Raw genomic sequence first — 25,671 nt, forward strand, 5'->3', positions numbered from 1 at the left:
ATCTTTTGAGAGGGCTACGCCTGTGCCGGCCCTTTCGCGGGTGAACCCGCTCCCACAGGTACTCCACTGGCTTCAGGTCCAGTGATATCTCTGTGGGAGCGGGTTCACCCGCGAAGAGGCCGGTACAGACAACACAAGCCTGACTGACTAGCCCACCCCGCCCCGTTCATTCCCGTGAGCGGGGCGTTTGCGTATCAAGGCATAATGCACGCCGCGCGGCATGCGGCATGCGGCATGCGGCATAAACAAGGTGATCATGTGGTGAAGAAGACGCTGTTCCAATTGCACTGGTTCTTTGGCATCACCGCTGGCCTGGTGCTGGCCTTGATGGGCATCACCGGGGCCTTGTACTCGTTTCAGGAAGAACTGCTGCGCGCGTTCAATGCCGATGTGCTCAAGATAGAAGTGCGAGCCGAAGGCGTGTTGCCGCCGGCCGAGCTGGTACGTCGGGTCGAGGCCCAGCAACACGACAAGGTGGCGATGCTGTGGGTCGATGTGCGCGAAGGCAACGCCGCACGGGTCGCCTTCACCCCGCCACCAGGCGAGCGCCGCGGCCCGCTGCGCTATGCCGACCCGTACACCGGCGAACTCAAGGGAGAAGTGGCCGGGCAAGGCTTCTTCAACCTCATGCTCAACCTGCACCGCTTCCTCGCCATGGGCGACAGCGGCCGGCAGATCACCGGTGCCTGCACCCTGATGCTGGTGTTCTTCTGCCTCTCCGGCCTGTACCTGCGCTGGCCGCGCAAGGCGCTGGACTGGCGCACCTGGCTGACCTTCGACTGGGCCAAGAAAGGCCGCGCCTTCAACTGGGACCTGCACGCGGTGGCCGGCACCTGGTGCCTGATGTTCTACCTGCTGTTCGCCCTGACCGGGCTGTTCTGGTCCTACGAGTGGTACCGCGACGGCCTGAACAAGCTGCTGGCCGACGCGCCGGCCGCCGGCCAACAGCAAAAGCACGGCGAAGGCCGTGGCCGCCACGGGCCACAGAAAATCGACAAGAACGCCCCGCCGCTGGTGGTCGACTACGACGCGATCTGGGCCAACCTCAAGGATGCCGCCGGCCCGGGCCTGGCCATGTACAACCTGCGCCTGCCACCGGTAGGCGGCCGGCCAGCCAACCTGTTCTACCTGCTGGACAACGCCGACCACCCGCGTGCCTTCAATACCTTGGTGCTGGACCCGGCCAGCGGCCAGGTGAAAAAACATGACCGCTACACCGACAAATCCTTCAAGGCCCAGTTGCTGCAGAGCGTCTACGCCCTGCACGTGGGCGAATACTTCGGCCTGCCGGGGCGCATCATCGTCACCATCGCCAGCCTGACCATGCCGCTGTTCTTCGTCACCGGCTGGCTGCTGTACCTCGACCGCCGGCGCAAGAAGCGCCAGGTACGCGCGGCCCGTGGCAACGTCACCAGCAACACTGCCAGCGGCGACAGCTGGCTGATCGGCTTTGCCAGCCAGAGCGGGCTTGCCGAACAACTGGCCTGGCAGAGCGCCGGGCAGCTTCAGGCCGCCGGCCTGCCAGTGCAGGTACGCGCCCTGGCCGAACTGGGTGAAAGCGACCTGCGCCAGGCCCGCCGTGCGCTGTTCGTGGTCAGCACCTTCGGCGACGGCGAAGCCCCCGACAGCGCCCGCGCCTTCGAGCGCAAGGTGCTCGGCCAGCCTTGGGCGCTGGACAACCTCAGCTATGCCCTGCTCGCCCTCGGTGACCGCCAGTATCCGCACTTCTGCGGCTTCGCCCGCCGCCTGCAGGCATGGCTGGGTGAACGCGGTGCCAGCAGTGCGTTCAGCCCGGTGGAAGTGGACAACGCCGACCAGGCCGCGCTGCAGCAGTGGCAGCAGGAACTGGCGCAACTGACCGGTGCCCAGCCGGTGACCGCCTGGCAGCCGCCGGGTTTCGGCAACTGGTCGCTGGTGCACCGTGAACTGCTCAACCCGGGCAGCCAGGGCCAGCCGGTGTACCTGTTGGGCCTGCGACCGGAACAGCCCGCCAGCTGGGAAGCCGGCGACCTGGTGGAGATCCTGCCGCTCAATGGCCAGCCGAGGATCGACACCTTCCTCGATGGCATGGCGCTGGACGCCGGGGCCAAGGTGCAAGTGAATGGCCTGGGCGAAACCCTCGCCCAGGCCCTGGCCGGCCGCCAGTTGCCGACCCGGCGCGATCACCTGGTCGGCTTGCAGCCGCAAGCACTGGTCGATGCACTGGTGCCGATCGGCAGCCGCGAGTACTCGATCGCCTCGATCGCCAGCGATGGCGTGCTGGAGCTGATCGTGCGCCAGGAGCGCCATGCCGATGGCAGCCTGGGCCTGGGTTCCGGCTGGCTGACCGAGTACCTGCCGTTGAATGGCATGCTGAGCCTGCGCTTGCGGCGCAACAGCAGCTTTCACCTGCCGCAAAGCGCTGCGCCAATGGTACTGATCGGCAACGGTACCGGCCTGGCCGGCCTGCGCAGCCTGCTCCGCGCGCGGGTGAATACTGGTGAGCAGCGCAACTGGCTGCTGTTCGGCGAGCGTAACCGGGCGCATGACCTGCTATGTGGCAGCGAGCTGCAAGGCTGGCTGGACAGCGGTGACCTGGCACGTCTGGACCTGGCGTTTTCGCGGGACCAGGCCGAGAAGGTGTATGTGCAGGATGTGTTGCTGCAGCAGGCTGAAGAGTTCAAGCGCTGGGTGGCGGAAGGCGCCTGTGTGTATGTCTGCGGCAGCCTGCAAGGGATGGCGGCAGGGGTGGACGCGGCGCTCAACGGTGTCCTCGGTGAAGCGCTAGTGCAGCAGCTGATCGAGGATGGGCGGTATCGGCGGGATGTGTACTGATTCATAGTTGATGCAGGCCCGCACCGGCCTCATCGCGGGTAAACCCGCTCCCACAGGTATTGCACAGGTTTCGGAATCTGTGAGGACCTTGTGGGAGCGGGTTTACCCGCGAATAGGCCGGTACTGGCTATCAGTGCAGCTCGAAGGTGTCAGCATCCAGGTTGGCCGGGAACTTGGCCCGGTAGGCCGCAAGCTCCGCCGCGCTCAACACCGCGGTGAACACCCCATCGGCCTCCCCGGCACTGAGCAGGCTCTCACCCTGGAAGTCCAGCACCTGGCTGTCGCCGGAGTAGGCAAAGCCCTTGCCGTCGGTGCCCACCCGGTTCACCGCCGCCACATAGCACAGATTCTCGATACCCCGCGCCGGCAACAGGCGGTTCCAGTGCTGGCGGCGCGCAGCCGGCCAGTTGGCGGTGTACAGCAACAGGTCGGTGTCCTGGGCATCGCGGCTCCACACCGGGAAGCGCAGGTCGTAGCAGATCAACGGGCGAATCCGCCAGCCCTTGAGCTCGAACTGCACCTGGCGCTCGCCAGGGGTGTAATGCTTGTGCTCACCGGCCATGCGGAACAGGTGGCGCTTGTCGTAATGCAGGATCTCGCCATCCGGCCGCGCCCACAGCAGGCGGTTGCGGTGGCTGCCATCAGCGGCCTGGATGATCACGCTGCCGGTAATCACCGTGTCGTACTTCTTCGCCTGGGCCTTCAGCCATTTGTAGGTCGGGCCATTCTCCGGCTCGCACAGGCTTTCCGATTGCATAGAGAAACCGGTAGTGAACATTTCCGGCAGGATCACCAGGTCCACTTCGCCCACCTGCTCCAGCAGCACCTCGAAGTGCGCATAGTTGGCCTCGCGGTCGTGCCAGGCCAGGGTGGTCTGCACCAGGGCGACTTTCAGGTTCGGCAGTGTGCTCAGATCGCGCATAGTCTTTCCGCTGCCTGACGCAGCGTCTCCTCTCGTTTGGCAAAGCACAGGCGGACCAGGCGTTGCTCGGGGATGGGCTGCTGGTAGAACACCGACACCGGAATGGTCGCCACGCCGTGCTCACGGGTCAGCCACAGCGACATGTCTACATCGTTCAGGTCCGGGCGGATCTGCGAATAGTCCACCAGCTGGAAATAGGTACCCGCCGTACGGGTGAAACGGAACCGCGAGCCTTCCAGCAAGCCGCAGAACAAGTCTCGCTTGGCCTGGTAGAAGGCCGGCAGTTCATCGATATGCTCGGGGTGCTCGGCCATGAAATCGGCCAGGGCGCACTGCAGCGGGGTCACCCCGCAGAAGTTGACGTACTGGTGCACCTTTCGCAGCTCGGCGCTCAGCGTCGGCGGGGCGATCACGTAGCCGGTCTTCCAGCCCGTGACGTGATAAGTCTTGCCGAACGAGCTGACCACGAAGGCACGCGGGTACAGTTGCTCGTGGGCCAGCACGCTGGCATGACGCACACCGTCGTAGACCAGGTGTTCGTACACTTCATCGCTGACCAGGTAGATATCGCGGTCAGCGATCAGCCGCGCCAACTGGTCGAGGTCATCGCGGGTAATCAGCGCACCGCTGGGGTTGTGCGGCGAATTGAGGATGACCATGCGCGTGCGCGGGCTGAGTGCATCGCTGAACTTCTGCCAGTCGATGCGGAAATCGCCGTCGCTCAGCTGTACATGCACGCAGCGCCCACCGGCCAGTTCCACGGACGGCTCGTAGCTGTCATAGCAAGGGTCGAAGACAATCACTTCGTCGCCAGCATGCACCACCGCCTGGATGGCGCAGAAGATCGCCTCGGTGGCGCCAGGGGTGATGGTCACTTCCTGGTCGGCATCCACCTGCGCGCCATACAGCCGCGCGACCTTGGCCGCGACCTGCTGGCGCAGGGCCGGCAGGCCGGTCATCGGCGAATACTGGTTATGCCCGGCGGCCACATGCCGGCCGACTGCATCGAGCAGCGCCTGCGGGCCATTGAAGTCGGGGAAACCTTGCGACAGGTTGAGCGCGCCCGTCTGCACGGCGAGCTGGGACATGGTGGTGAAGATGGTCGTGCCGACATTCGGCAGTTTGCTGCGGATCATGGAGCCCTCTTTCCTGGGGGGTATCCGGCACGGGGTGGAGTCCGAGCATAGCGGATCGAGCGGTCAGGAAAAAGCAGAGTGCTCCAATGACAACTGGTTTCGGCGCCAGCACAGGTGGGACAGGGCTCCCCACATCAGGGTTACGGGTCTAATTGAGTATCCACTTCAAAGCAATTTTCCTCGCAATATGTATACTTCATTTTGAAGCTCCGCTATCTGTAGATCGTATGGACGATTGTGAATTTCCCTTCTCCGTTCAAGACTATGTAAATCAGCATCCGAAAGGTCATAATCAAATTTACTACCATTCATTCGTCTACCCTTCAAGACCGCAATATGCTTCTCGCGACCCGCGATTTCACCATAAATCGGCGCATTATGGTTACCCCGAGTGATGTAGTCCTCATGAGCGCGTAAATGGCGACCCTGCAACATCTTCATATTACTCGTAAATGTTTCCGCTGCCTCACTAAAATTAGCCGCCCTTAGCCCGAGTTTATACTTACGGTCAAGTACACGAAATGCGGTGCTCCCTTCCTTCGCCCCAATACTTTCCAGCTTGGCCCCCAGCTCCTTAACTCCCTTCATGTGGTTTTCAATGGTCCTGGCAATACGGTTCGGATGTACAGATTCATCAAAATCGATCAAAGGAAAACTGTTCATCGATTTGGTAGAGCGCGAGACATCTTTAAACACGTTTTTCATCTTGAAATAGGATCTGCGAGAAAATAGCCCCCACGGAGCATGCCCGCTAGGATCAACATAATTGACAGGGTCCCCATTGCAATACCCATATGCGTTCATTACCCTGAAAGGTGCAAAACTGTCCGGGGAGTTAAATCTCATACCGTTAAATAATCTGTAGCCATTCCCCAGCATATACCCTTGAAGCAAGTCATCATAATACTCACCATTGAACCCTAGCGAGGAGCGCCCCGAAGAAAGGGAGGAACAATGGCCATAAGCGGTATAATCAAACGTCTCCCGACCACTCTCATGCGCCACGCCAACTACAGAGCCAGAGTTATCAACCGATAATAGGGCAATGCTATCTACAGCACTGTTCCTCGACTCGGCCAATAATTGCCCTCCGACCCGAAAAACAGTACCACTACCTTGATCACGAAGGATCGCATGCACATTACGACCACAATAAAACAGCCTCAAAGCTTTACGCTGAAGTTCCATACTTAGCCCCTGATTGACAGACAACTTAACCCAAGTCTTTCAAAGACTACAGCAACGGACAACTAGCATTTTTACCAGGCAGGGTCAGCAGCCCCTGCTTATGGGCGTGATGAGACAATAGAAGAAGAGCTCGAGCATAGCGAATCGAGCTGTCAGGGGAGGATTGAAGATGGTGGAAGTTATACTGGTTCAAGGGCCTCTTCGCGGGTAAACCCGCTCCCACAGGTACTCACAGAATTCGAAAACTGTGGGGACCTGTGGGAGCGGGTTTACCCGCGAAGAAGTCGACGCGGAATCAGCGCTTGTCGCGACGCTTCTTCTCGGCCTTCTTGTGGTGCGACATCAGGCGACGCTTCTTGTTGACCTGGCGATCGGTGAGGGTGTTCTTCTTGCCCTCGTACGGGTTCTCACCGCCCTTGTACTCGATGCGGATCGGCGTACCGACCAGTTTCAGCACGCGGCGGTAGGTGTTCTCCAGGTAACGCGAGTACGACTTGGGAATCTTGTCGGTCTGGTTGCCGTGGATCACGATCAGCGGCGGGTTGGCACCGCCGAGGTGGGCATAGCGCAGCTTGATGCGGCGGCCGTTGACCAGTGGTGGCTGGTGCTCGCTCACGGCATCTTCGAGGATTTGCGTCAGGCGGCTGGTCGGCCAGCGGGTTACCGCCGACTTGAACGCGGCCTGCACCGACTTGTACAGGTTGCCCACGCCAGTGCCATGCAGGGCGGAGATGAAGTGGATGTCGGCGAAGTCGACGAAGAACAACCGGCGCTCCAGCTCGGTCTTCACGTAGTCGCGCTCGCCCGGCTGCATGCCATCCCACTTGTTCAGGGCGATGACGATGGCACGGCCAGCTTCCAGGGCGAAGCCCAGCAGGTTCAGGTCGTGGTCCACCACGCCTTCGCGGGCGTCCATGACGAAGATTACCACGTTGGCGTCCTTGATCGCCTGCAGCGTCTTCACCACCGAGAACTTCTCGACTTCCTCGTGGATCTTGCCGCGTTTGCGCACGCCAGCGGTGTCGATGAAGGTGTACTTCTCGTCATCGCGCTCGAACGGAATGTAGATACTGTCGCGGGTGGTACCCGGCTGGTCGTACACCACCACGCGCTCTTCGCCGAGCATGCGGTTGACCAGCGTCGACTTGCCGACGTTGGGGCGGCCGATGATGGCGATCTTGATGCCATCCTTCTCGCTCGGGCCCGGGATACGCACCGCTTCTTCGCCTTCGGCGACTTCGGCGTCCAGCGCTTCCTCGACTTGGTCACGCGGGATGTGGCCAAGCACGGCTTCCATCAGCGCGTTGATGCCACGGCCCTGGGAGCCGGCCACCGGAATGGCGTTGCCCATGCCCAGCGGCGAGAACTCGGCGCGGGCGACGTCGGCATCGATGTTGTCGATCTTGTTGGCAACCAGGATCGCTTCCTTGTTCCGCTTGCGCAGGTGTTCGGCGATCATCTGGTCGGCAGCGGTCATGCCGGCACGGGCATCGACCAGGAACAGCACATAGTCGGCTTCTTCGATGGCCATGAGCGACTGCTCGGCCATTTTCTCGTCCATGCCCACTTCGTCACCGGTGATACCGCCGGTGTCGATCAGGATGAAGGAACGACCCTGCCAGCTGGCATCACCGTACTGGCGGTCACGGGTCAGGCCCGACAGGTCACCGACGATGGCATCGCGGGTCTTGGTCAGGCGGTTGAACATGGTGGATTTGCCGACGTTCGGGCGGCCCACCAGGGCGATTACGGGAACCATTCGGCTCTCCACTCTTGAATTCTTGAAAATGCAAAGGCCGCTGCAAGGCAGCGGCCGGAGTTCGGGCGGCGTGTCCTGCGCCGCGGCTTGAAGCCCGCCAAGGCTTCAAGCATAGCTTCAGCGGATGGTCAGTGCCTCGAGCTTACCGCTGTTGCCGAAGACGTAGATGGTGTCGCCGACCACAAGTGGGCGGGCACGCAGGCCATCACTGTCGATACGCTCACGGCCGACGAAGCGGCCATCGACCTGGCTCAGCAGGTGCAGGTAACCCTCGAAGTCACCCACCGCCACGTAGCTGGAGAACACCTCAGGTGCAGTCAGCTGGCGGCGAGCCATGGTGTCGTTGGTCCACAGGGCGCTGGACGAGCGCTCGTCGACGCTTTCGACAGTACCCGAAGCTTCGCTGACGTAGACGTTGCCGAAGCCTTGGGCGACACCCACATAGCTGGAGGCATCGCGCTGCCACAGCACACGGCCGCTTTCCAGGTCCAGGCCCGCGACGCGGCCCTGGTAGGTACTGACGTACAGGGTACCACCCGACAGCAGAAGACCGCCGTCGATATCGACCACACGGTCCAGCTCGGAACGGCCCTGCGGAATCGCCACACGGCTTTCCCACACCGGCACGCCGTTGTTGATGTCCACCGCCACCACCTTACCGGTGGACAGGCCGGCGACGGCCAGGCGATTGGTGGCGATCGGTGCGCCGGTACCACGCAGGGTCAGCACGGCCGGGGTGTTTTCGTAGATCCAGCGGCGGTCGCCAGTGGCGGCATCCAGGCCGATCAGGCGGTCGTCCTGGGTCTGCACCACCACCACGTCACCGTTGTTGGCAGGCGGGGCCAGCACTTCGCTGGTCACGCGGGAGCGCCAGCGCTCCTCACCAGTGCTGGAGTCCAGCGCGATGACTTCACCCTTGAGGGTGCCGATCATGACCAGGCCGTAGCCCACGCCGACAGCGCCGGATACCGGCAGCTCGAGGTCCTTCTTCCACACCACGTCGCCGTTGATGCGGTCGAGTGCGAAGACTTCGCCGTTGACGTCGGAAGCATAGATACGGTCGTTTTCGATGGCCGGCACCAGGGTGTTGTAGGTCTCGCCCTGGCCATCACCGATCGAACGGCTCCACTGCTTCTTCAGCACCACTTCCTCGGTGAACTTGGTCAGCTCGGCCGGGGGCAGTTCCTTCTTGCTGTTGCTGCTGCAACCCGCGGCCAGTACGGCCAGGGTCAGCACTGCTGCATGTTTCCAACCGATCACTTACGCGTCCCCTTTGGCCAAGTCATCCAGCTTCAATTGCAGGCCACCGACCGCCGCCTCATCGGACAGCGCAGCCTTGGCTTTCTCGTAAGCGCTGTGCGCGTCGTCGGCGCGGCCCAGCTGCACCAGCAGGTCACCTTTCAACTCTTCGCGGCTGGCCAGGAAGGCCTTGTCGGCATCGCCGTCAAGCAGCTTGAGGGCGTCCTCGGCCTTGTTCTGGGCGGCCAGCACACGAGCCAGGCGCTGACGCGAAATTTCGCCCAGGGTGGCATCAGCCGGCTTGTCCAGCACGCTCTTCAGCTCGGCAGCAGCGTCGTCGAGCTTGCCGCTCTCGACCGCGACCTTGGCCACGAACAGGCTGCCGTACTGGGCGTAGGCGGTACCGCCGAACTCGCTCTTGAGCTTGCCGGCCAGTTCCGCGACCTTGGTCGCGTCAGGCTGGCCGGTCGGCGTCAGGCTGGTTTCCAGCAAGGCCTGGTACAGCTGCGAGGCACCTTGCGACTGATTGTTCTGGTACTTGTGCCAGGTATTCCAGCCCAACACCACCACGCCAGCCAGCAGGGCACCGGTCAGCAGCGGCTTGCCGTTGCGGTTCCACCAGTCCTTGACCCCTGCCAGTTCATCATCGGTACTCGACACCCCAATACTCCTTTTCGCCTATTCGCTTGTTGAACCGCGTTACGCCTGCGCGATCGCGGTTTCCAGGTGCTCTGCCAGAGCATCCCAGGCAATGTTCTGTTGTTCGCCCTGACCACGCAGGGGCTTGAAGCCGATTTCTTGCTTGGCCAGCTCGTCGTCACCGAGGATCAGTGCGAACAGCGCGCCGCTCTTGTCGGCTTTCTTGAACTGGCTCTTGAAGCTGCCACCACCGGCGTTGACTGCCAGGCGCAGGCCCGGCAAACGGTCGCGCAGGCCTTCGGACAGGCGCAGGCCGGCCAGCTCCGCCTGTTCGCCAAAGGCGCACAGGTAGACGTCGATCTGGCGGCTGATGGACTCGGGCACCTTGCCCAGGGTTTCCAGCAGCAGGATCAGGCGCTCGATGCCCATGGCGAAACCGACACCAGGGGTCGGCTTGCCGCCCATCTGTTCGACCAGGCCATCGTAACGGCCGCCGGCGCAGACGGTGCCCTGGGCGCCGAGCTTGTCGGTGACCCACTCGAACACGGTCTTGCTGTAGTAGTCCAGGCCGCGCACCAGCTTGGTGTTGATCACGAACGGGATGCCGGCAGCATCCAGACGGGCCTTGAGGCCCTCGAAGTGCACGCGCGACTCTTCGTCCAGGTAGTCTTCCAGCTTCGGCGCACCGACCAGCACCGCCTGGGTGTTCTGGTCCTTGCTGTCGAGGATGCGCAGCGGGTTGCTCTTCAGGCGGCGCTGGCTGTCTTCGTCCAGTTGCTCCAGGCGCGCCGAGAGGAACTCGACCAGCGCGTCACGGTAGCGTGCACGGGCTTCGCTGGTGCCCAGGCTGTTGAGCTCCAGCTTGACCGCATCCTGGATGCCCAGCAGGCCCCACAGGCGCCAGGTCAGCATGATCAGCTCGGCGTCGATGTCCGGGCCGTCCAGGTTGAACACTTCCACGCCGATCTGGTGGAACTGGCGGTAGCGGCCCTTTTGCGGGCGCTCGTGACGGAACATCTGGCCGATGTACCACAGTTTCTGCACCTGACCGTTACCGGTGATGCCATGTTCGAGCACGGCACGCACGCAGGCAGCGGTGCCTTCGGGGCGCAGGGTCAGCGAATCGCCGTTGCGGTCCTCGAAGGTGTACATCTCTTTTTCGACGATGTCGGTCACTTCACCGATGGAGCGCTTGAACAGCTCGGTGAACTCGACGATCGGCGTGCGGATCTGGCTGTACCCGTAGGTGTCCAGCAGGCCGGCCACGGTGCCTTCGAAGTAGCGCCACAGCGGCGACTGTTCTGGCAGGATGTCGTTCATGCCACGGATGGCTTGCAGCGATTTGCTCACGAAAAGTCCTTACGAATTCTGTGTGTCAGCCACGGACGATCAGCGCCGCGTCGGCTTCGGCCTTTTCGGCCGCTTTCTGGCGGATGAGCTTTTCCAGCTCGTCGACCAGGTTGTCGTTGGTCAGTTTCTGTGCCGGCTTGCCATCGATGTAAATCAGGTTCGGCGTACCGCCAGTCAGGCCGACATGCGCTTCCTTGGCTTCACCCGGGCCGTTGACCACGCAACCGATCACCGCCACGTCCAGCGGCACCAGCAGGTCTTCCAGGCGCCCTTCCAGCTCGTTCATGGTCTTGACCACATCGAAGTTCTGCCGCGAGCAGCTCGGGCAGGCGATGAAGTTGATGCCGCGCGAGCGCAGGTGCAACGACTTGAGGATGTCGTAGCCGACTTTCACTTCTTCGACCGGGTCGGCCGCCAGCGAGATACGAATGGTATCGCCAATGCCTTCGGCCAGCAGCATACCGAGGCCGACCGCGGATTTCACCGTCCCCGAACGCAAGCCACCGGCTTCGGTGATGCCCAGGTGCAGCGGCTGCACGATCTGCTTGGCCAGCAGTCGGTAGGCTTCGACGGCCATGAACACATCGGAGGCTTTGACGCTGACCTTGAAGTCCTGGAAGTCCAGGCGGTCGAGGTGCTCGACGTGGCGCAGGGCCGACTCGACCAGCGCCGCCGGGGTCGGTTCGCCGTACTTCTTCTGCAGGTCCTTTTCCAGGGAGCCGGCATTGACGCCGATACGGATCGGGATGCCGCGGTCGCGGGCGGCATCGACCACCGCGCGCACACGGTCTTCACGGCCGATATTGCCCGGGTTGATACGCAGGCAGTCGACGCCCAGTTCGGCCACGCGCAGGGCGATCTTGTAGTCGAAGTGGATGTCGGCAACCAGCGGCACGCTGACCTGTTGCTTGATGCGGCCGAACGCCTCGGCGGCGTCCATGTCCGGTACCGAGACGCGCACGATGTCCACGCCGGCATCGACCAGGCGCTGGATTTGCGCCACGGTGGCGGCCACATCGTTGGTGTCGGTGTTGGTCATGCTCTGCACCGCGATGGGGGCATCACCACCCACCGGCACATTGCCGACCCAGATTTTGCGGGATTCGCGACGTTTGATCGGAGATTCGCCGTGCATGATTACTGTCCCAACTTCAGGCGAGCGGTCTCGCCACTGGTGAACGGGGCAACATCGACGGCCTGGCCGTTGTAGCTGACCTGGGCGCCACGGGCAAAGCCCAGGCGTACCGAGAACGGCGGCGTGCCGGTCAGCTCGAGGTTGTCCCCCTTGCGCTTGATGGCGCTGAACAGCACCTTGCCGTTGCCGTCGGTGACCTGGGTCCAGCAATCGGCGACGAACTGGATGGCGACCTTGGCGCTGCCAGCCGGCACTGCGACCGGAGCGGCAGGCTCGGTGGCGGCCACGGTCGCTACGGGCGTAGCAGGTGCAACCGCCGCCGGGGCCGGGGCCGGGGCAACCGGTGCTACCGGCGCAGGCGTGGCAGCAGGGGCGCTGGCGACCGGTGACACAGGCGCCTGCTGGGCCGGTGCCGGCACCGCGGCAGCGGTAGCGGCAGGTGCCGGGCTAGCCGGTGCCGGTGCCGGTTCGGTGGCGGCAGGCTGCTCGGCAGCGCCCTGCTCCAGTGGCAGCGGCGCGCTCTCGGGCTGCTGCCCAGCGGAAACAGCCTGGTCTTCAGGCTCATCGAGCGGGTGAATCTGGGTGGTACCGTCGGCGCTTTCGACTTCGACATGCTCCAGGGCGATCTTGGCCAGGTCCTTGCCACGCAGGCTGCCTTGATCCTGCCACCAGACGAAGCCGCCGCCGACCACCGCCACCAGCAGCAGCAGGCTGACGCCACGCAGGATATTGTGCGACAGGCGCACCGGCTCTTCGATACGGCCCAGCGAGTGCACGTCGCTGCCTTTGGCGTGGGTGCCGGTGTAACGGTCGAATGCGTCCACCAGGGCAGCCTGGTCCAGGTCCATCAGCTTGGCATAGGCGCGGATATAACCACGGGCGAAGGTATGCCCCGGCAGCTTGTCGAAGGCGCCGGTTTCCACGTGGTTCAACGAACTGACAGTGAGGTTGAGCTTGCGGGCCACCTCGGCTTGTGACCAGTCCCGGTTCTCACGGGCCTGACGCAAAAGCTCACCGGGGTTCTGGCCAGGCGCTACTGCTACTTCGGGATGCGCGGCTTTCATCGTTGCTCCGACAGGTATTGCTGATATTCCGGCGTACCGGGATAAAGTCGTTGTAATTGCTGGCCCAGCTCGGCCAGTGTGCCCTGCTCGTCGAATACCCTGGCAAGGCGACTGCCCAGCAGCAGGCTACGGGCATCGTGGTCGCTCAACTGGCTGAAACGATCGTAGTAGTCCCGGGCCGGCACATAATGCCTGTTTTCGTAGGACAACTCAGCCATTTCCAGCAACGCTTTCGGTTGCCGCTGGTTGAGTTGCAAAGCTTTCAGCAGATACGCGTGCGCCTGGTCGCGGCGCTCGAGCTTCAGGGCGGTCAGGCCCAGGTTCTCGTACACGCGTGAACGCTCAGGATACAGGGTATCGGCGCTGGCCAGGCGAAACATCTGCTCGGCCTCGGCAAATCGCCCCTGAGCATAAAGGAAACTGCCGTAATTGTTGCGAATTCGCGTGTCGTCCGTGCGTGCCTGCAGCGCCTTGCGAAAGTGCGCTTCGGCCAGCGCAGGCTCGCCTTCGGCCTGGAAGACCAGCGCCAGGGCGGCGTGGGCGTCGGCATCACCGCTATCCAGGGCCAGGGCCTTGCCCAGCGGCGCCTTGGCCTGCTCGGTCAACCCCTGTTGCAAATAACCCAGCCCAAGCTGCACGTAGGCCCGCCCCGCCTCTGCCCTGCCCTGGCGGCTGGCCAGGGGGTCGCTCGCGCCGCCCGACACGCAGCCGGCCAGCAGCGAAAGCGCAAGGATCGACAGCGCGGCGCGCAGGCTCATGGGCAAGGTCCCGGTCAGTGGCTGGCGGGGCTGTCTTGCAGCTCGGCGTCCGCGGACAGCTGGCGCACAGCGATGTAGCGCTCGCTGCGGCGGGTGCGGTCGTTGACCTGGCCGACCAGCTGGCCACAGGCAGCGTCGATGTCCTCACCACGGGTGGTACGGGTGGTAACGTTGAAGCCACCGTGGTGCAACAGGTCCTGGAAGCGGCGGATGGCGTTGTTGCTCGGCCGCTCGTAGCCGGAGTGCGGGAACGGGTTGAACGGGATCAGGTTGATCTTGCATGGCACGTCGCGCAGCAGCTCGATCATTTGCGCAGCATGCTCAGGCTGGTCGTTGACGTCCTTGAGCAGGGTGTACTCGATGGTCAGCACGCGCTTGCCACCCAGGGTGGACATGTAGCCCATGCAAGATTCCAGCAGCATCTTCAGCGGGTACTTCTTGTTGATCGGTACCAGCTTGTTGCGCAGCTCGTCGTTCGGTGCGTGCAGCGACAGGGCCAGCGACACGTCGATGTGCTTGGCCAGTTCGTCGATCATTGGCACCACGCCCGAGGTGGACAGAGTGACGCGACGCTTGGAAATGCCATAGCCCAGATCTTCCATCATGATCTTCATGGCGGCGATGACATTGTCGAAATTCAGCAGGGGTTCGCCCATGCCCATCATGACCACGTTGGTGATAGCGCGGTCGATCTTGGCCGGAACGGTCCCGAAGGATTTGTTGGCAAGCCACACCTGGCCGATCACTTCGGCGGCAGTGAGGTTGCTGTTGAAGCCTTGCTTGCCGGTGGAGCAGAAACTGCAGTCCAGAGCACAGCCGGCTTGCGACGACACGCACAGGGTGCCGCGATCGTCGGTGGGAATGTAGACGGTTTCGACGCAGCTGCCGGAGGCAACGCGGACCACCCACTTGCGGGTACCGTCGGCGGAAATGTCTTCACTGACCACTTCCGGGCCCCGAATCTCGGCAACGGCCTCGAGCTTTTCGCGCAAGGCCTTGCCGACATTGGTCATGGCGGCGAAATCGTCGACGCCAAAGTGGTGAATCCATTTCATGACCTGACCGGCACGAAAACGCTTCTCTCCGATCGACTCGAAGAATTTTTCCATTTCCTGCAGGGTCAGGCCCAACAGGTTGATCTTGCCAGTCATGTCACTCATGGAATCACCCAAGACCTGCTTCGCTTAGCGAATGCGGTCGCACAGCTCGGTAGCGGAGAAGAAGTAAGCGATTTCGCGGGCAGCCGAAGCTTCCGAGTCGGAACCGTGAACAGCGTTTTCGTCGATGGAAACGGCGAAGTCAGCACGGATGGTGCCGGCAGCAGCTTCTTTAGGGTTGGTGGCACCCATCAGCTCGCGGTTGGCCAGAACGGCGTTTTCGCCTTCCAGAACCTGAACGATGACCGGGCCGGAAGTCATGAAGGCAACCAGGTCAGCGAAGAAGCCGCGCTCTTTGTGCTCGGCGTAGAAGCCTTCGGCTTCGGCTTTGGACAGTTGCTTCATTTTCGAAGCGACTACGCGCAGGCCGGCTTTCTCGAAACGAGTGGTGATCTCGCCGATGACGTTCTTGGCAACGGCGTCAGGCTTGATGATGGAGAAAGTACGTTGAACAGCCATGGAAAACTCCAGAAATATGAGTGTTGCGAAAAATTAAACCCGCGAATTATACGCGGGTTCCAGGGGATTGCCTAACCTGCAGGACGCGTTCAGTCGGCTTCTTCGATCCAGGCCGCCTGGATGGCCTCGAGCACTTTCTCACCGCCGCGTGACGGATCGTCGCTGAATTCTGGCAAGGCCAGCACCCAACGGTGCAGATCGACGAAATTCACATAACGAGGATCGACTTCCGGCTTGCTTTCTGCAAGCTGAATGGCGATCTCAAGTACATCAATCCATTTCAGGCTCATGGGGCAAACCTCAGTGCGGCGCTTCGGCGGCGTGGTTGAGCGAATACTTGGGGATCTCGATGACCAGGTCCTGGTCAGCGACAACCACCTGACAGCCGAGGCGCGATTGAGCCTCCAGGCCCCAGGCCTTGTCCAGCATGTCCTCTTCCAGTTCGTCGGCTTCTTCAAGCGAATCGAAGCCCTTGCGCACGATGCAATGGCAAGTGGTGCAGGCCTTGACCCCGCCACAGGCGCTTTCCATCTCGATGTGATGGTCGTGGGCCAGCTCCAGGATGTTGGTCCCGGGTTCGACTTCCACGGTCAGCCCTTCAGGGCAGAACTTCTCGTGCGGCAGGAATGTCACCAGCGGCATCGGTTACTCCTCGATCTCATTCAGGTTGCGCCCGGCCAGTGCGGCTTTGACCGTCGAATCAAGGCGACGGGCGGCGAAGGCGTCGGTCACTTGCGACAGACGCTTGGTCTGTTGCTCGATGGCTGCGCCATCGGTGCCGGCCAGCAAATCACGTAGTTCCTGCATCTGGAATTCGATGGCATCACGCTCGTCACTGCTGAGCAGGCGCTCGCCATCGGCGTCCAGGGCGCCCTGTACCGCTTCGAGCAGGCGCTCGCCGTCAACCTGGTGCTCGCGCAGCTGACGGGCCTGCTTGTCGGAACCGGCGTGTTCGAAGGAGTCCTTGAGCATGCGGGCGATTTCGCCGTCGGTCAGGCCGTAGGACGGTTTGACCTGAATGCTCGCTTCCACGCCCGAGCCCAGCTCGCGGGCAGCGACGCTGAGCAGGCCGTCGGCATCGACCTGGAAGGTGACGCGGATCTTAGCCGCACCGGCGACCATCGCCGGGATGCCACGCAGCTCGAAGCGCGCCAGCGAGCGGCAGTCGCTGATCAGCTCGCGCTCGCCCTGCAGCACGTGGATCATCATGGCCGACTGGCCATCTTTATAGGTAGTGAATTCCTGGGCTCGCGCCACCGGGATGGTGGTGTTGCGCGGGATCACCTTCTCCATCAGCCCGCCCATGGTTTCAAGGCCAAGCGACAGCGGGATGACATCGAGCAACAGCAGTTCGCCGCCTTCGCGGTGGTTGCCGGCCAGGGTGTCGGCCTGGATGGCAGCACCGATAGCCACCACCTGATCGGGGTCGATCGACGTCAGCGGGGCGCGCCCGAACAGCGTGCCGACCGCTTCGCGCACTCGCGGAACACGGGTCGAACCACCGACCATGACCACGGCGCTGACTTCTTCCAGCTCGACGCCGCTGTCGCGCACGGCGCGGCGGCAGGCCTTGAGGCTGCGGGCAATCAGCGGCTCGATCATGGCTTCGAAACCGGCGCGGCTCAGCTGACCCTGCCAGGCACCATGGCTTACGTCGACCACATCGGCGTCGGTCAGGGCTTCCTTGGCGGCGCAGGCGGTTTGCAGCAACTGGCGCTGCGTGGCCGGGTCTAGGTCGGACGAGAGACCGGCCTGTTCGATGATCCAGCCGGCAATAGCGTGGTCGAAGTCGTCACCGCCCAGGGCGGTATCGCCACCGGTGGCCAGCACTTCGAACACGCCGGCAGTGAGGCGCAGGATGGAGATATCGAAGGTACCGCCGCCCAAGTCATAGATGGCCACCACGCCTTCGGCGTTCTGGTCCAGGCCATAGGCCACGGCAGCGGCAGTCGGCTCGTTGAGCAGGCGCAGCACGTTCAGGCCGGCCAGGCGCGCAGCGTCCTTGGTGGCCTGGCGCTGGGCGTCATCGAAATAGGCCGGCACGGTGATCACCGCGCCCACCAGCTCACCGCCGAGGGTGGCTTCTGCACGCTCGCGCAGCACCTTGAGGATATCGGCAGACACTTCCACCGGGCTTTTCGGCCCTTGCACGGTGTCGATGAACGGCATGTGCGACTCACCGCCAACGAAGCGGTACGGCAGCTGCTCGCCCAGTTGCTTGACGTCGGCGAGGCCGCGCCCCATCAGGCGCTTTACCGACAGCACGGTGTTCAGCGGGTCGCTGGAAGCGGCATCGCGTGCAGCCTGCCCCACTTCGTTGCGCCCTTCGAGGTAGCGCACCGCGGACGGCAGAATGACATTGCCCTGCGCGTCGGGCAGGGGCTCGCTACGGCCGCTGCGCAGTGCGGCGACCAGGGAGTTGGTGGTACCCAGGTCGATCCCCACCGCCAGGCGGCGCTGATGCGGCTGAGGGCTTTGACCGGGTTCGGCAATCTGCAGTAGGGCCATGCTTATCTGAATACCTTAGGTGCCATCACGGGCAGCACCGGGTTAATCGTCGAGGCGCTCTTCCAGTTGGCGCACTTCTTGGGCGAGCTTGTCGAGGAACTGCATGCGGCGCATCAGGCGTTCGGCCTTGTCGCGCTCGCCTGGGGCGTCCCAGCAGGCGGCAAAGTCCTCGTTCAGCGTGTCCTGGGCGACTTTCAGGCGCTTCTTGAACACGGCCACGCCATCGAGGTCGGCTTCGTCCTGCAGTTCTTCGAGCTCTTCACGCCACTGCATCTGCTGCAACAGGAAGTCAGGGTCGTGGACCGTGACCTCCTGAGGCACTTCGTGGCCGCCGATGGCCAGCAGGTAGCGGGCTCGACGCGGCGCACTGCGCAGGGTCTGGTAGGCGTCGTTGAGAGCCGCGGACTTTTCCAGCGCCACGCGCTGCTCGCGCTCGGAGGCGTCGGCAAAGCGGTCTGGATGAACTTCGCGGGCCAGCTCGCGGTAGCGAGTGGCCAGCTTGTCGAGATCCAGGCGGAAGCTTGGCTGGAGGTCAAACAATGCGAAATGACAAGGAGTACCCACAGCCAGCCTCAAACGTTGAAGCTTTCGCCGCAGCCACACTCACCGCGCACGTTGGGGTTGTTGAACTTGAAGCCTTCGTTCAACCCTTCCTTGACGAAGTCCAGTTCGGTGCCGTCGAGGTAGACCAGGCTCTTGGGATCGATGATCACCTTGACGCCATGGTTCTCGAACACCTGGTCTTCGTCCGCCAGCTCGTCGACGAACTCCAGCACGTAGGCCAGGCCCGAGCAACCGGTGGTGCGCACGCCCAGGCGAATGCCTTCGCCCTTGCCGCGCCCTTCCAGGGAACGCCGCACATGGTTGGCGGCGGCTTCTGTCATGCTGATAGCCATCTGGACTCCTTACCTCGCAACAGGCGGCTTAGATCAAGCCTTTCTTCTGCTTGTAATCGCGTACGGCTGCCTTGATGGCATCTTCGGCGAGTACCGAGCAGTGGATCTTGACCGGCGGCAACGCCAGTTCTTCAGCCAGCTGGGTGTTCTTGATGGTTTCGGCTTCGTCCAGGGTCTTGCCCTTCATCCACTCGGTGGCGAGGGAGCTGGAAGCGATGGCCGAACCGCAGCCGTAGGTCTTGAACTTGGCGTCTTCGATCACGCCCTGCTCGTTGACCTTGATCTGCAGGCGCATCACGTCCCCGCAGGCCGGGGCGCCGACCATGCCGGTACCGACATCCGGGTCTTCGGCATTCATCTTGCCGACGTTACGCGGGTTTTCGTAGTGGTCGATGACCTTTTCACTGTATGCCATGGTGCAATTCCTTCCTCATCAGGGAGCCGCTCTTGCCGGCGACTGCTTAGTGGGCGGCCCACTCGATCTTGGAGATGTCAACGCCGTCTTTGTACATGTCCCACAGCGGCGACAGCTCACGCAGTTTGTTCACGGCCTCGCAGACTTTCTGCGCGGCGTAGTCGACTTCTTCTTCGGTGGTGAAGCGGCCGAAGGAGAAGCGGATCGAGCTGTGCGCCAGCTCGTCGTTGCGGCCCAGGGCGCGCAATACGTAGGACGGCTCGAGCGACGCGGAGGTGCAGGCCGAACCGGACGATACGGCGATGTCCTTCAGCGACATCAGCAGCGATTCGCCTTCGACGTAGTTGAAGCTCAGGTTCAGGTTGTGTGGTACGCGGGCAGTCTTGCTGCCGTTGACGTACAGCTCTTCGAGGTCCGAGACCTGCTTGAAGAAGCGGTCGCTCAGGGCCTTGATGCGCACGTTTTCCGCGGCCATTTCCTGCTTGGCGATGGCGAAGGCTTCGCCCATGCCGACAATCTGGTGAGTCGGCAGGGTGCCCGAACGCATGCCGCGCTCATGGCCACCGCCGTGAATGATGGCTTCCAGGCGTACACGCGGCTTGCGGCTGACGTACAGCGCGCCGATGCCTTTCGGGCCGTACACCTTGTGCGCCGAGAACGACATCAGGTCGACCTTCAGCTTTTGCAGGTCGATTTCGACCTTGCCGGCCGACTGCGCGGCATCAACGTGGAACAGCACGCCGCGCGAGCGGGTCAGTTCACCGATGGCGGCGATATCGTTGATCGAGCCGACTTCATTGTTCACGTGCATCAGCGAAACCAGGATGGTGTCGTCGCGCAGCGCCGCCTCGACCATGGCCGGGGTGACGATACCGTCTTCGCCTGGCTCGAGATAGGTGACTTCGAAACCTTCACGCTCCAGCTGGCGAGCGGTATCCAGTACCGCCTTGTGCTCGATCTTGGAGGTGATGATGTGCTTGCCCTTGGTCTGATAGAAGTGCGCGACGCCCTTGAGTGCGAGGTTGTCGGACTCGGTGGCACCGCTGGTCCAGACGATTTCACGCGGATCGGCGTTGATCAGCTCGGCAACCTGGCGACGTCCGTTCTCGACCGCTTCCTCGGCTTTCCAGCCGAAGACGTGGGAGCGCGAAGCCGGGTTACCGAAGTTCCCGTCGACCAGCAGGCAGTCGGCCATCTTCTGGGCCACGCGTGGGTCGACCGGGGTGGTCGCGGAGTAATCGAGGTAGATCGGCAACTTCATTTGTCTCTCCTATCAGGCGGTGGCGTCGCTCGTCGTCCCGGTGGGATCAATCGACGGCGGACGTCTCAATCTTGTCCAGCTGGGCGGTACGGCCTGCGACACGACGCAGGTCCTGACGCTGGGCGACTTCCTGCACCTCGCGGCGCATGACGAGGTCGGCCAGGCTTATACCGCTGAGGAATTCATGGATCTGCTGGCTGAGGTCGCACCACAGGTGGTGGGTCAGGCAGGTGTCACCGGCATGGCAGTCCCCGAGCCCCTGGCAACGGGTGGCGTCGACCGATTCGTTGACCGCATCGATGACCTGGGCCACCTGGATGGTTTCCATGCCACGCGACAGTTGGTAGCCACCGCCTGGACCACGCACGCTGGATACCAGGCTGCTGCGGCGCAGCTTGGCGAACAGCTGTTCCAGATAAGAGAGGGAAATGCCCTGGCGCTCGGAAATGTCGGCCAAAGACACCGGCCCATGCTGCGCGTGCAACGCCAGGTCGAGCATGGCGGTCACGGCGTATCGGCCTTTGGTAGTCAGTCGCATGGCTATTGGGTACCACGGGAGTTACAGGATGTGAGCGAGTATGCGATTCCCGAGCATTTAAGTCAACTATTAGACCTAGTGCTTTAGTCGGGTTTGCATCGGGGAGGCGGGCGCGATTGTAGCAGACAGGGGGCGTGAGCACACGCCCCGTATGTCACCGTGATTTCAGCGCGGCGCAATCAATGCGATTGAGTGTCGCGCTCAGCCACCTGGGCAACTTCCTTGAAGTCATCTTCCGGCAGGGCCGGCAGCTCCTTGGCGCAATAATCGCTGCCCATCTTGGTCAGGGCGCCGCACATGCCCTCCAGCCGCTCGTCGACTGCCTGCAGGTGATCGAGCATCTGGCCGATGGCACGGGCCACCGGGTCGGGCATGTCGCCACTGACGCCATAGGCATCGAAGCCAATCTTCTCGGCCATGGCCTTGCGCTTGGCCTCGACCTCATCGTTCTCGCTCTTGACGATGATTCGCCCAGGGATGCCGACCGCCGTGGCGCCGGCCGGCACCGCCTTGGTCACCACCGCATTGGAGCCGATCTTGGCCCCGGCACCGACGGTAAACGGCCCGAGCACCTTGGCCCCCGCCCCTACCACCACGCCGTTTTCCAGGGTGGGGTGGCGCTTGCCTTTGTTCCAGCTGGTGCCGCCCAGGGTCACGCCCTGGTAAAGGGTGACATCGTCGCCGATCTCGGCGGTTTCGCCGATGACGATGCCCATGCCGTGGTCGATGAAGAAGCGCCGGCCGATGGTGGCTCCGGGGTGGATCTCGATGCCGGTCAGCCAGCGGCCGAAGTTCGACACCAGGCGGGCCAGCCACTTGAAATCACGCTTCCACAGGGCATTGCCCAGGCGGTGCAGCCAGATGGCGTGCATGCCCGGGTAGCAGGTCAGCACCTCGAAGGCATTGCGCGCGGCCGGGTCACGATGGAATACGCTTTGAATATCTTCACGCAGGCGTTCGAACATCTGTCAGTCCTTCCGTTTATGCGGCTCGCCCCGGACCACTTTCTGGGTCTCGGTGAGGATGCCGCGCAAAATGCTCATTTCCGAACGCTCGACCGCCACCCGCCCATACAGCCGGCGCAGGCGCGGCATCAGGTGCTTGGGCTTTTCGGGGTCAAGGAAGCCGATACCGACCAGGGTCTTCTCCAGGTGGTCGTAGAACAGCTCCATTTCGTCCATTGTCGCCAGCTCGCTGGCGTCAACCTTCTCGACCTTGCCCGGCGCTGCACCGGCGGCCAGCCAGGCCATGCGCACCTCGTAGGAGAGTACCTGGACAGCGGCGGCCAGGTTCAGCGAGCTGAAGTCGGGGTTGGAGGGAATGTGCACGTGGAAGTGACATCGCTGCAGTTCTTCGTTGGTCAGGCCGGCGTGCTCACGGCCGAACACCAGGGCGATTTCCTCGCCACCGTTGGCATGCTCCACCGCCTTGGCCCCGCATTCGCGCGGGCCGATCAGCGGCCAGGGGATGCTCCGTTCGCGGGCGCTGGTGCCCATCACCAGGTTGCAGCCGACCAGCGCCTGCTCGAGGCTGTCGACCACCTGGGCGTTGTCCAGCACATCGTCGGCACCCGAGGCTCGGGCACTGGCATCCACGGCGGGGAACTCTTTCGGCTGCACCAGCACCAGACGCGACAAGCCCATGTTTTTCATGGCACGTGCAGCGCCGCCGATGTTGCCGGGGTGGCTGGTATTGACCAGAACAACACGAATATTTTGCAGCAAGGTGTTGTGCTCACAGATGCAGGAATCAGGGGGTTCGATCTTACAGAACCGACAGACGTAACGCCACGAAAGCAAATGTGACACTTCTGCCGCCAAAGTTTTCTGCTAGAATGATCGGCTTTCTTCTTTAACATCTCCAGGTGACCCGCCCATGCAGCCTATGCTGAATATCGCCCTGCGCGCCGCTCGCAGCGCCAGTGAACTGATTTTCCGCTCCATCGAACGCCTGGATAGCATCAAGGTCGATGAGAAAGAGGCCAAGGACTACGTTTCCGAAGTCGATCGCGCCGCCGAGCAGAGCATCGTCAACGCCCTGCGCAAGGCCTACCCGAACCACTCCATCCAGGGCGAGGAAACCGGCCTGCACGCGGGTAGCGGCGAAGAAGGCAAGGATTACCTGTGGATCATCGACCCACTGGACGGCACCACCAACTTCCTGCGTGGCATCCCGCACTTCGCGGTCAGCATCGCCTGTAAATACCGTGGCCGCCTTGAGCACGCCGTGATCGTCGACCCGGTTCGCCAGGAAGAATTCACTGCCAGCCGTGGCCGTGGCGCCCAGCTCAACGGTCGCCGTCTGCGTGTCAGCTCCCGCACCAGCCTGGAAGGCGCCCTGCTGGGCACCGGCTTCCCGTTCCGTGACAGCCAGATGGCCGACCTGGACAACTACCTGGGCATGTTCCGCGCCCTGACTGGCCAGACCGCCGGCATCCGCCGCGCCGGCTCCGCCAGCCTGGACCTGGCCTACGTGGCCGCCGGCCGTTTCGACGCCTTCTGGGAATCGGGCCTGTCCGAATGGGACATGGCGGCTGGCGTGCTGCTGATTCAGGAAGCAGGTGGCCTGGTGAGCGACTTCAACGGTGGCCACGACTTCCTCGACAAGGGCCATATCGTTGCGGGCAACATCAAGTGCTTCAAGGCCGTGCTGACTGCTATCCAGCCGCACCTGCCAGAGAACATGAAGCGCTAAGCGCGGATTGCCGGCAAACAAAAAGCACCCCTCGGGGTGCTTTTTTTGTGCCTGACAGTTTTGCATTGCCTGTGCCGGCCTCTTCGCGGGTGAACCCGCTCCCACAGGATTGTGCGATCACTGTGGGAGCGGGTTCACCCGCGAAGAGGCCGGTACAGGCAACTCAAATTACTGCCCGGCTTCGCTCAGGATCAGCTTGCCGTTCTTGTCCACCGGAATGGTCGACCCGGGCTCGTGATCCATCTTCACCTGCCCCACCTTGTCGCCAATGGTGTACTTCACGTTGTAGCCGACCACTTTCTCACTGATGTCGTTGACCGTGTTGCAGCGGGTTTGCGTGGTGGTGTAGGTGTCACGCTCCTGCATGCCCTCCTGCACCTTGTTGCCGGCATAACCACCACCGACCGCACCGGCCACGGTGGCGATCTTCTTGCCGCTACCACCACCAATCTGGTTACCCAGCAGGCCACCGGCAATGGCGCCCACCACGGTACCTGCAATCTGGTGCTGGTCCTTGACCGGCGCCTGCCGCGTCACGGCGACGTCCTTGCAGACCTCACGGGGGGTTTTTACCTGTTGTTTGATCGGTTGCACATCGGTGACCTGCGCATACTCAGGCCCCTTGTTGACCAAGCTGTAGGTCGCGACAGCACCTCCGGCAGTCACACCGACAGCACCCAGTACCGCACCCACAAGCATTGATTTGTTCACATGAACCTCCTGATCAAAACCCGCGGGTCCGACCCGCCTTCTCCCAGCCTTGGAGTAAAAAAAAAGGCGCGAGTTCAATACTCGCGCCTTTCTGGCCGCCAAACGGCGTGGAACACGCTTTACGGACGGTCGTCCACACCGTCGGTCTTGGCCGGCGGGATCAGGTCTTCGCTGCTCAGGTTCAGCCAGATCAGTACCACGTTGGCGATGTAGATCGACGAATAGGTACCGGCCATGACGCCGATGAACAGGGCCAGGGAGAAGCCGAACAGGTTGTCGCCACCGAAGAACAGCAGCGCGGCAATGGCCAGCAAGGTCGAAACCGAGGTGGCGATGGTCCGCAGCAGAGTCTGGGTAGTGGAAACGTTGATGTTCTCGATCAGCGAGGCCTTGCGCATGACGCGGAAGTTTTCGCGCACCCGGTCGAACACGACGATGGTGTCGTTCAGCGAGTAGCCGATGATCGCCAGCACTGCCGCCAGCACCGTCAGGTCGAAGGTGATCTGGAAGAACGACAGGATACCCAGAGTCACCACCACGTCGTGGATCAGCGAGACGATCGCGCCCACGGCGAACTTCCACTGGAAGCGGAAGGCCAGGTAGATAAGGATGCCGCCCAGTGCCAGGAGCATGCCCATGCCACCCTGGTCGCGCAGTTCTTCACCCACCTGCGGGCCGACGAACTCGACACGCTTGACCTTGGCCGGGTTGTCGCCACCGGCTTTCTGCAGGGCTTCAGCTACCTTGTTGCCCAGCTGTGGGTCATCGCCCGGCATGCGCACCAGCAGGTCGGTGGTGGCGCCGAAGCTCTGCACCACCGCCTCGTGGAAGCCGGAGTTGACCAGTTCGGCACGCACCGCCTTGAGGTCGGCCGGGCGCTCGTAAGTCAGCTCGATCAGCGTACCGCCGGTGAAGTCCAGGCCGAAGTTCAGGCCCTTCTGCCACCAGCTGAACAGCGCCAGCACGGTGAGGAGCACGGTAACGGCGAACGCGACATTGCGCACGCCCATGAAGTTGATGGTTTTCAT

Annotated in this window: 26 protein-coding genes; 2 read left to right on the plus strand and 24 right to left on the minus strand. The window is 62.6% G+C overall.

The features are described from left to right. Positions 1-258 precede the first annotated feature (258 nt). On the plus strand, positions 259-2,814 hold the full coding sequence (locus J5M58_RS07390; RefSeq protein WP_207877738.1) for a sulfite reductase flavoprotein subunit alpha: 2,556 nt from the start codon (positions 259-261) through the stop codon (positions 2,812-2,814). Positions 2,815-2,944: 130 nt separating this feature from the next. On the opposite strand, the gene J5M58_RS07395 is transcribed toward J5M58_RS07390, so the two are convergent. The 22 genes from J5M58_RS07395 to trmJ form a co-directional block, all read right to left on the minus strand. Then, on the minus strand, positions 2,945-3,736 hold the full coding sequence (locus J5M58_RS07395) for an amidohydrolase (protein WP_087503096.1): 792 nt from the start codon (positions 3,734-3,736) through the stop codon (positions 2,945-2,947). Then, a complete protein-coding gene (locus J5M58_RS07400; RefSeq protein ID WP_112250711.1) occupies positions 3,724-4,872 on the minus strand; it encodes a pyridoxal phosphate-dependent aminotransferase in 1,149 nt (382 codons plus the stop codon). The genes J5M58_RS07395 and J5M58_RS07400 overlap by 13 nt, the downstream gene beginning before the upstream one ends. Before the next feature lie 165 nt (positions 4,873-5,037). Beyond that, positions 5,038-6,060, minus strand: a complete 1,023-nt coding sequence (locus J5M58_RS07405; RefSeq protein ID WP_207877714.1) for an RHS repeat-associated core domain-containing protein — start codon at positions 6,058-6,060, stop codon at positions 5,038-5,040. Positions 6,061-6,355: 295 nt separating this feature from the next. Beyond that, positions 6,356-7,819, minus strand: a complete 1,464-nt coding sequence (gene der / locus J5M58_RS07410) for a ribosome biogenesis GTPase Der (protein WP_114167747.1) — start codon at positions 7,817-7,819, stop codon at positions 6,356-6,358. Positions 7,820-7,936: 117 nt separating this feature from the next. Continuing rightward, entirely contained in the window at positions 7,937-9,079 is a 1,143-nt protein-coding gene (gene bamB, locus J5M58_RS07415; protein WP_087503092.1) for an outer membrane protein assembly factor BamB, read from the minus strand. Then, the gene (locus J5M58_RS07420; RefSeq protein WP_013971027.1) at positions 9,080-9,718 is read right to left on the minus strand and encodes a tetratricopeptide repeat protein; all 639 of its coding nucleotides are present in this window, start codon (positions 9,716-9,718) and stop codon (positions 9,080-9,082) included. 39 nt (positions 9,719-9,757) lie between these two features. Next, positions 9,758-11,047: a histidine--tRNA ligase gene (gene hisS, locus J5M58_RS07425; protein ID WP_075043833.1), complete on the minus strand. Its 1,290-nt coding sequence runs from the start codon at positions 11,045-11,047 to the stop codon at positions 9,758-9,760. A 25-nt stretch (positions 11,048-11,072) separates the two neighbouring features. Next, complete coding sequence (gene ispG / locus J5M58_RS07430) at positions 11,073-12,182, minus strand: flavodoxin-dependent (E)-4-hydroxy-3-methylbut-2-enyl-diphosphate synthase (protein WP_003257869.1); 1,110 nt, start codon at positions 12,180-12,182, stop codon at positions 11,073-11,075. 2 nt (positions 12,183-12,184) lie between these two features. Further along, positions 12,185-13,246, minus strand: coding sequence for a RodZ family helix-turn-helix domain-containing protein (locus J5M58_RS07435; RefSeq protein WP_112250707.1), 1,062 nt, complete (start codon positions 13,244-13,246; stop codon positions 12,185-12,187). Then, on the minus strand, positions 13,243-14,004 hold the full coding sequence (pilW, locus tag J5M58_RS07440; protein ID WP_112250705.1) for a type IV pilus biogenesis/stability protein PilW: 762 nt from the start codon (positions 14,002-14,004) through the stop codon (positions 13,243-13,245). Before pilW ends, J5M58_RS07435 begins: the two co-directional genes overlap by 4 nt. A 14-nt stretch (positions 14,005-14,018) precedes the next feature. Beyond that, a complete protein-coding gene (gene rlmN / locus J5M58_RS07445; RefSeq protein WP_133970441.1) occupies positions 14,019-15,164 on the minus strand; it encodes a 23S rRNA (adenine(2503)-C(2))-methyltransferase RlmN in 1,146 nt (381 codons plus the stop codon). Positions 15,165-15,188: 24 nt separating this feature from the next. Beyond that, positions 15,189-15,620: a nucleoside-diphosphate kinase gene (gene ndk / locus J5M58_RS07450; RefSeq protein ID WP_023382208.1), complete on the minus strand. Its 432-nt coding sequence runs from the start codon at positions 15,618-15,620 to the stop codon at positions 15,189-15,191. Between the two features lie 89 nt (positions 15,621-15,709). After that, complete coding sequence (gene iscX / locus J5M58_RS07455; protein WP_003257859.1) at positions 15,710-15,910, minus strand: Fe-S cluster assembly protein IscX; 201 nt, start codon at positions 15,908-15,910, stop codon at positions 15,710-15,712. A gap of 10 nt (positions 15,911-15,920) precedes the next feature. Continuing rightward, entirely contained in the window at positions 15,921-16,262 is a 342-nt protein-coding gene (gene fdx, locus J5M58_RS07460) for an ISC system 2Fe-2S type ferredoxin (protein ID WP_025337773.1), read from the minus strand. Positions 16,263-16,265: 3 nt separating this feature from the next. Beyond that, positions 16,266-18,128 (minus strand): Fe-S protein assembly chaperone HscA, encoded by a 1,863-nt coding sequence (gene hscA, locus J5M58_RS07465; RefSeq protein WP_112250701.1) that lies wholly within the window; start codon positions 18,126-18,128, stop codon positions 16,266-16,268. Positions 18,129-18,170: 42 nt separating this feature from the next. Next, on the minus strand, positions 18,171-18,692 hold the full coding sequence (gene hscB, locus J5M58_RS07470) for a co-chaperone HscB (RefSeq protein WP_015269012.1): 522 nt from the start codon (positions 18,690-18,692) through the stop codon (positions 18,171-18,173). An 8-nt stretch (positions 18,693-18,700) separates the two neighbouring features. Continuing rightward, positions 18,701-19,024: an iron-sulfur cluster assembly protein IscA gene (gene iscA, locus J5M58_RS07475; RefSeq protein ID WP_003257854.1), complete on the minus strand. Its 324-nt coding sequence runs from the start codon at positions 19,022-19,024 to the stop codon at positions 18,701-18,703. Positions 19,025-19,052: 28 nt separating this feature from the next. Continuing rightward, positions 19,053-19,439 carry a Fe-S cluster assembly scaffold IscU gene (gene iscU / locus J5M58_RS07480; protein WP_003248539.1) on the minus strand — a complete coding sequence of 129 codons (387 nt, stop codon included), beginning with the start codon at positions 19,437-19,439 and terminating at the stop codon, positions 19,053-19,055. Positions 19,440-19,485: 46 nt separating this feature from the next. Continuing rightward, the gene (locus J5M58_RS07485) at positions 19,486-20,700 is read right to left on the minus strand and encodes an IscS subfamily cysteine desulfurase (RefSeq protein ID WP_013971017.1); all 1,215 of its coding nucleotides are present in this window, start codon (positions 20,698-20,700) and stop codon (positions 19,486-19,488) included. A 46-nt stretch (positions 20,701-20,746) separates the two neighbouring features. Then, positions 20,747-21,238: a Fe-S cluster assembly transcriptional regulator IscR gene (gene iscR, locus J5M58_RS07490; protein WP_008092572.1), complete on the minus strand. Its 492-nt coding sequence runs from the start codon at positions 21,236-21,238 to the stop codon at positions 20,747-20,749. A 179-nt stretch (positions 21,239-21,417) separates the two neighbouring features. After that, positions 21,418-22,203, minus strand: a complete 786-nt coding sequence (gene cysE, locus J5M58_RS07495) for a serine O-acetyltransferase (RefSeq protein WP_112250699.1) — start codon at positions 22,201-22,203, stop codon at positions 21,418-21,420. Between the two features lie 3 nt (positions 22,204-22,206). After that, entirely contained in the window at positions 22,207-22,962 is a 756-nt protein-coding gene (gene trmJ, locus J5M58_RS07500) for a tRNA (cytosine(32)/uridine(32)-2'-O)-methyltransferase TrmJ (protein ID WP_031325634.1), read from the minus strand. Between the two features lie 151 nt (positions 22,963-23,113). Here trmJ and suhB point away from each other — a divergent pair, with 151 nt between their 5' ends. Further along, positions 23,114-23,932, plus strand: a complete 819-nt coding sequence (gene suhB / locus J5M58_RS07505; protein WP_025337769.1) for an inositol-phosphate phosphatase — start codon at positions 23,114-23,116, stop codon at positions 23,930-23,932. A gap of 168 nt (positions 23,933-24,100) precedes the next feature. Here the strand turns inward: suhB and J5M58_RS07510 are convergent, their stop codons facing one another. Both J5M58_RS07510 and secF read right to left on the minus strand, forming a co-directional pair. Then, positions 24,101-24,643 (minus strand): glycine zipper 2TM domain-containing protein, encoded by a 543-nt coding sequence (locus J5M58_RS07510; protein ID WP_085623867.1) that lies wholly within the window; start codon positions 24,641-24,643, stop codon positions 24,101-24,103. Positions 24,644-24,762: 119 nt separating this feature from the next. Then, a complete protein-coding gene (secF, locus tag J5M58_RS07515; protein ID WP_013971011.1) occupies positions 24,763-25,671 on the minus strand; it encodes a protein translocase subunit SecF in 909 nt (302 codons plus the stop codon).

Source organism: Pseudomonas sp. 32_A (assembly GCF_017490905.1).
GTDB lineage: Bacteria > Pseudomonadota > Gammaproteobacteria > Pseudomonadales > Pseudomonadaceae > Aquipseudomonas > Aquipseudomonas inefficax.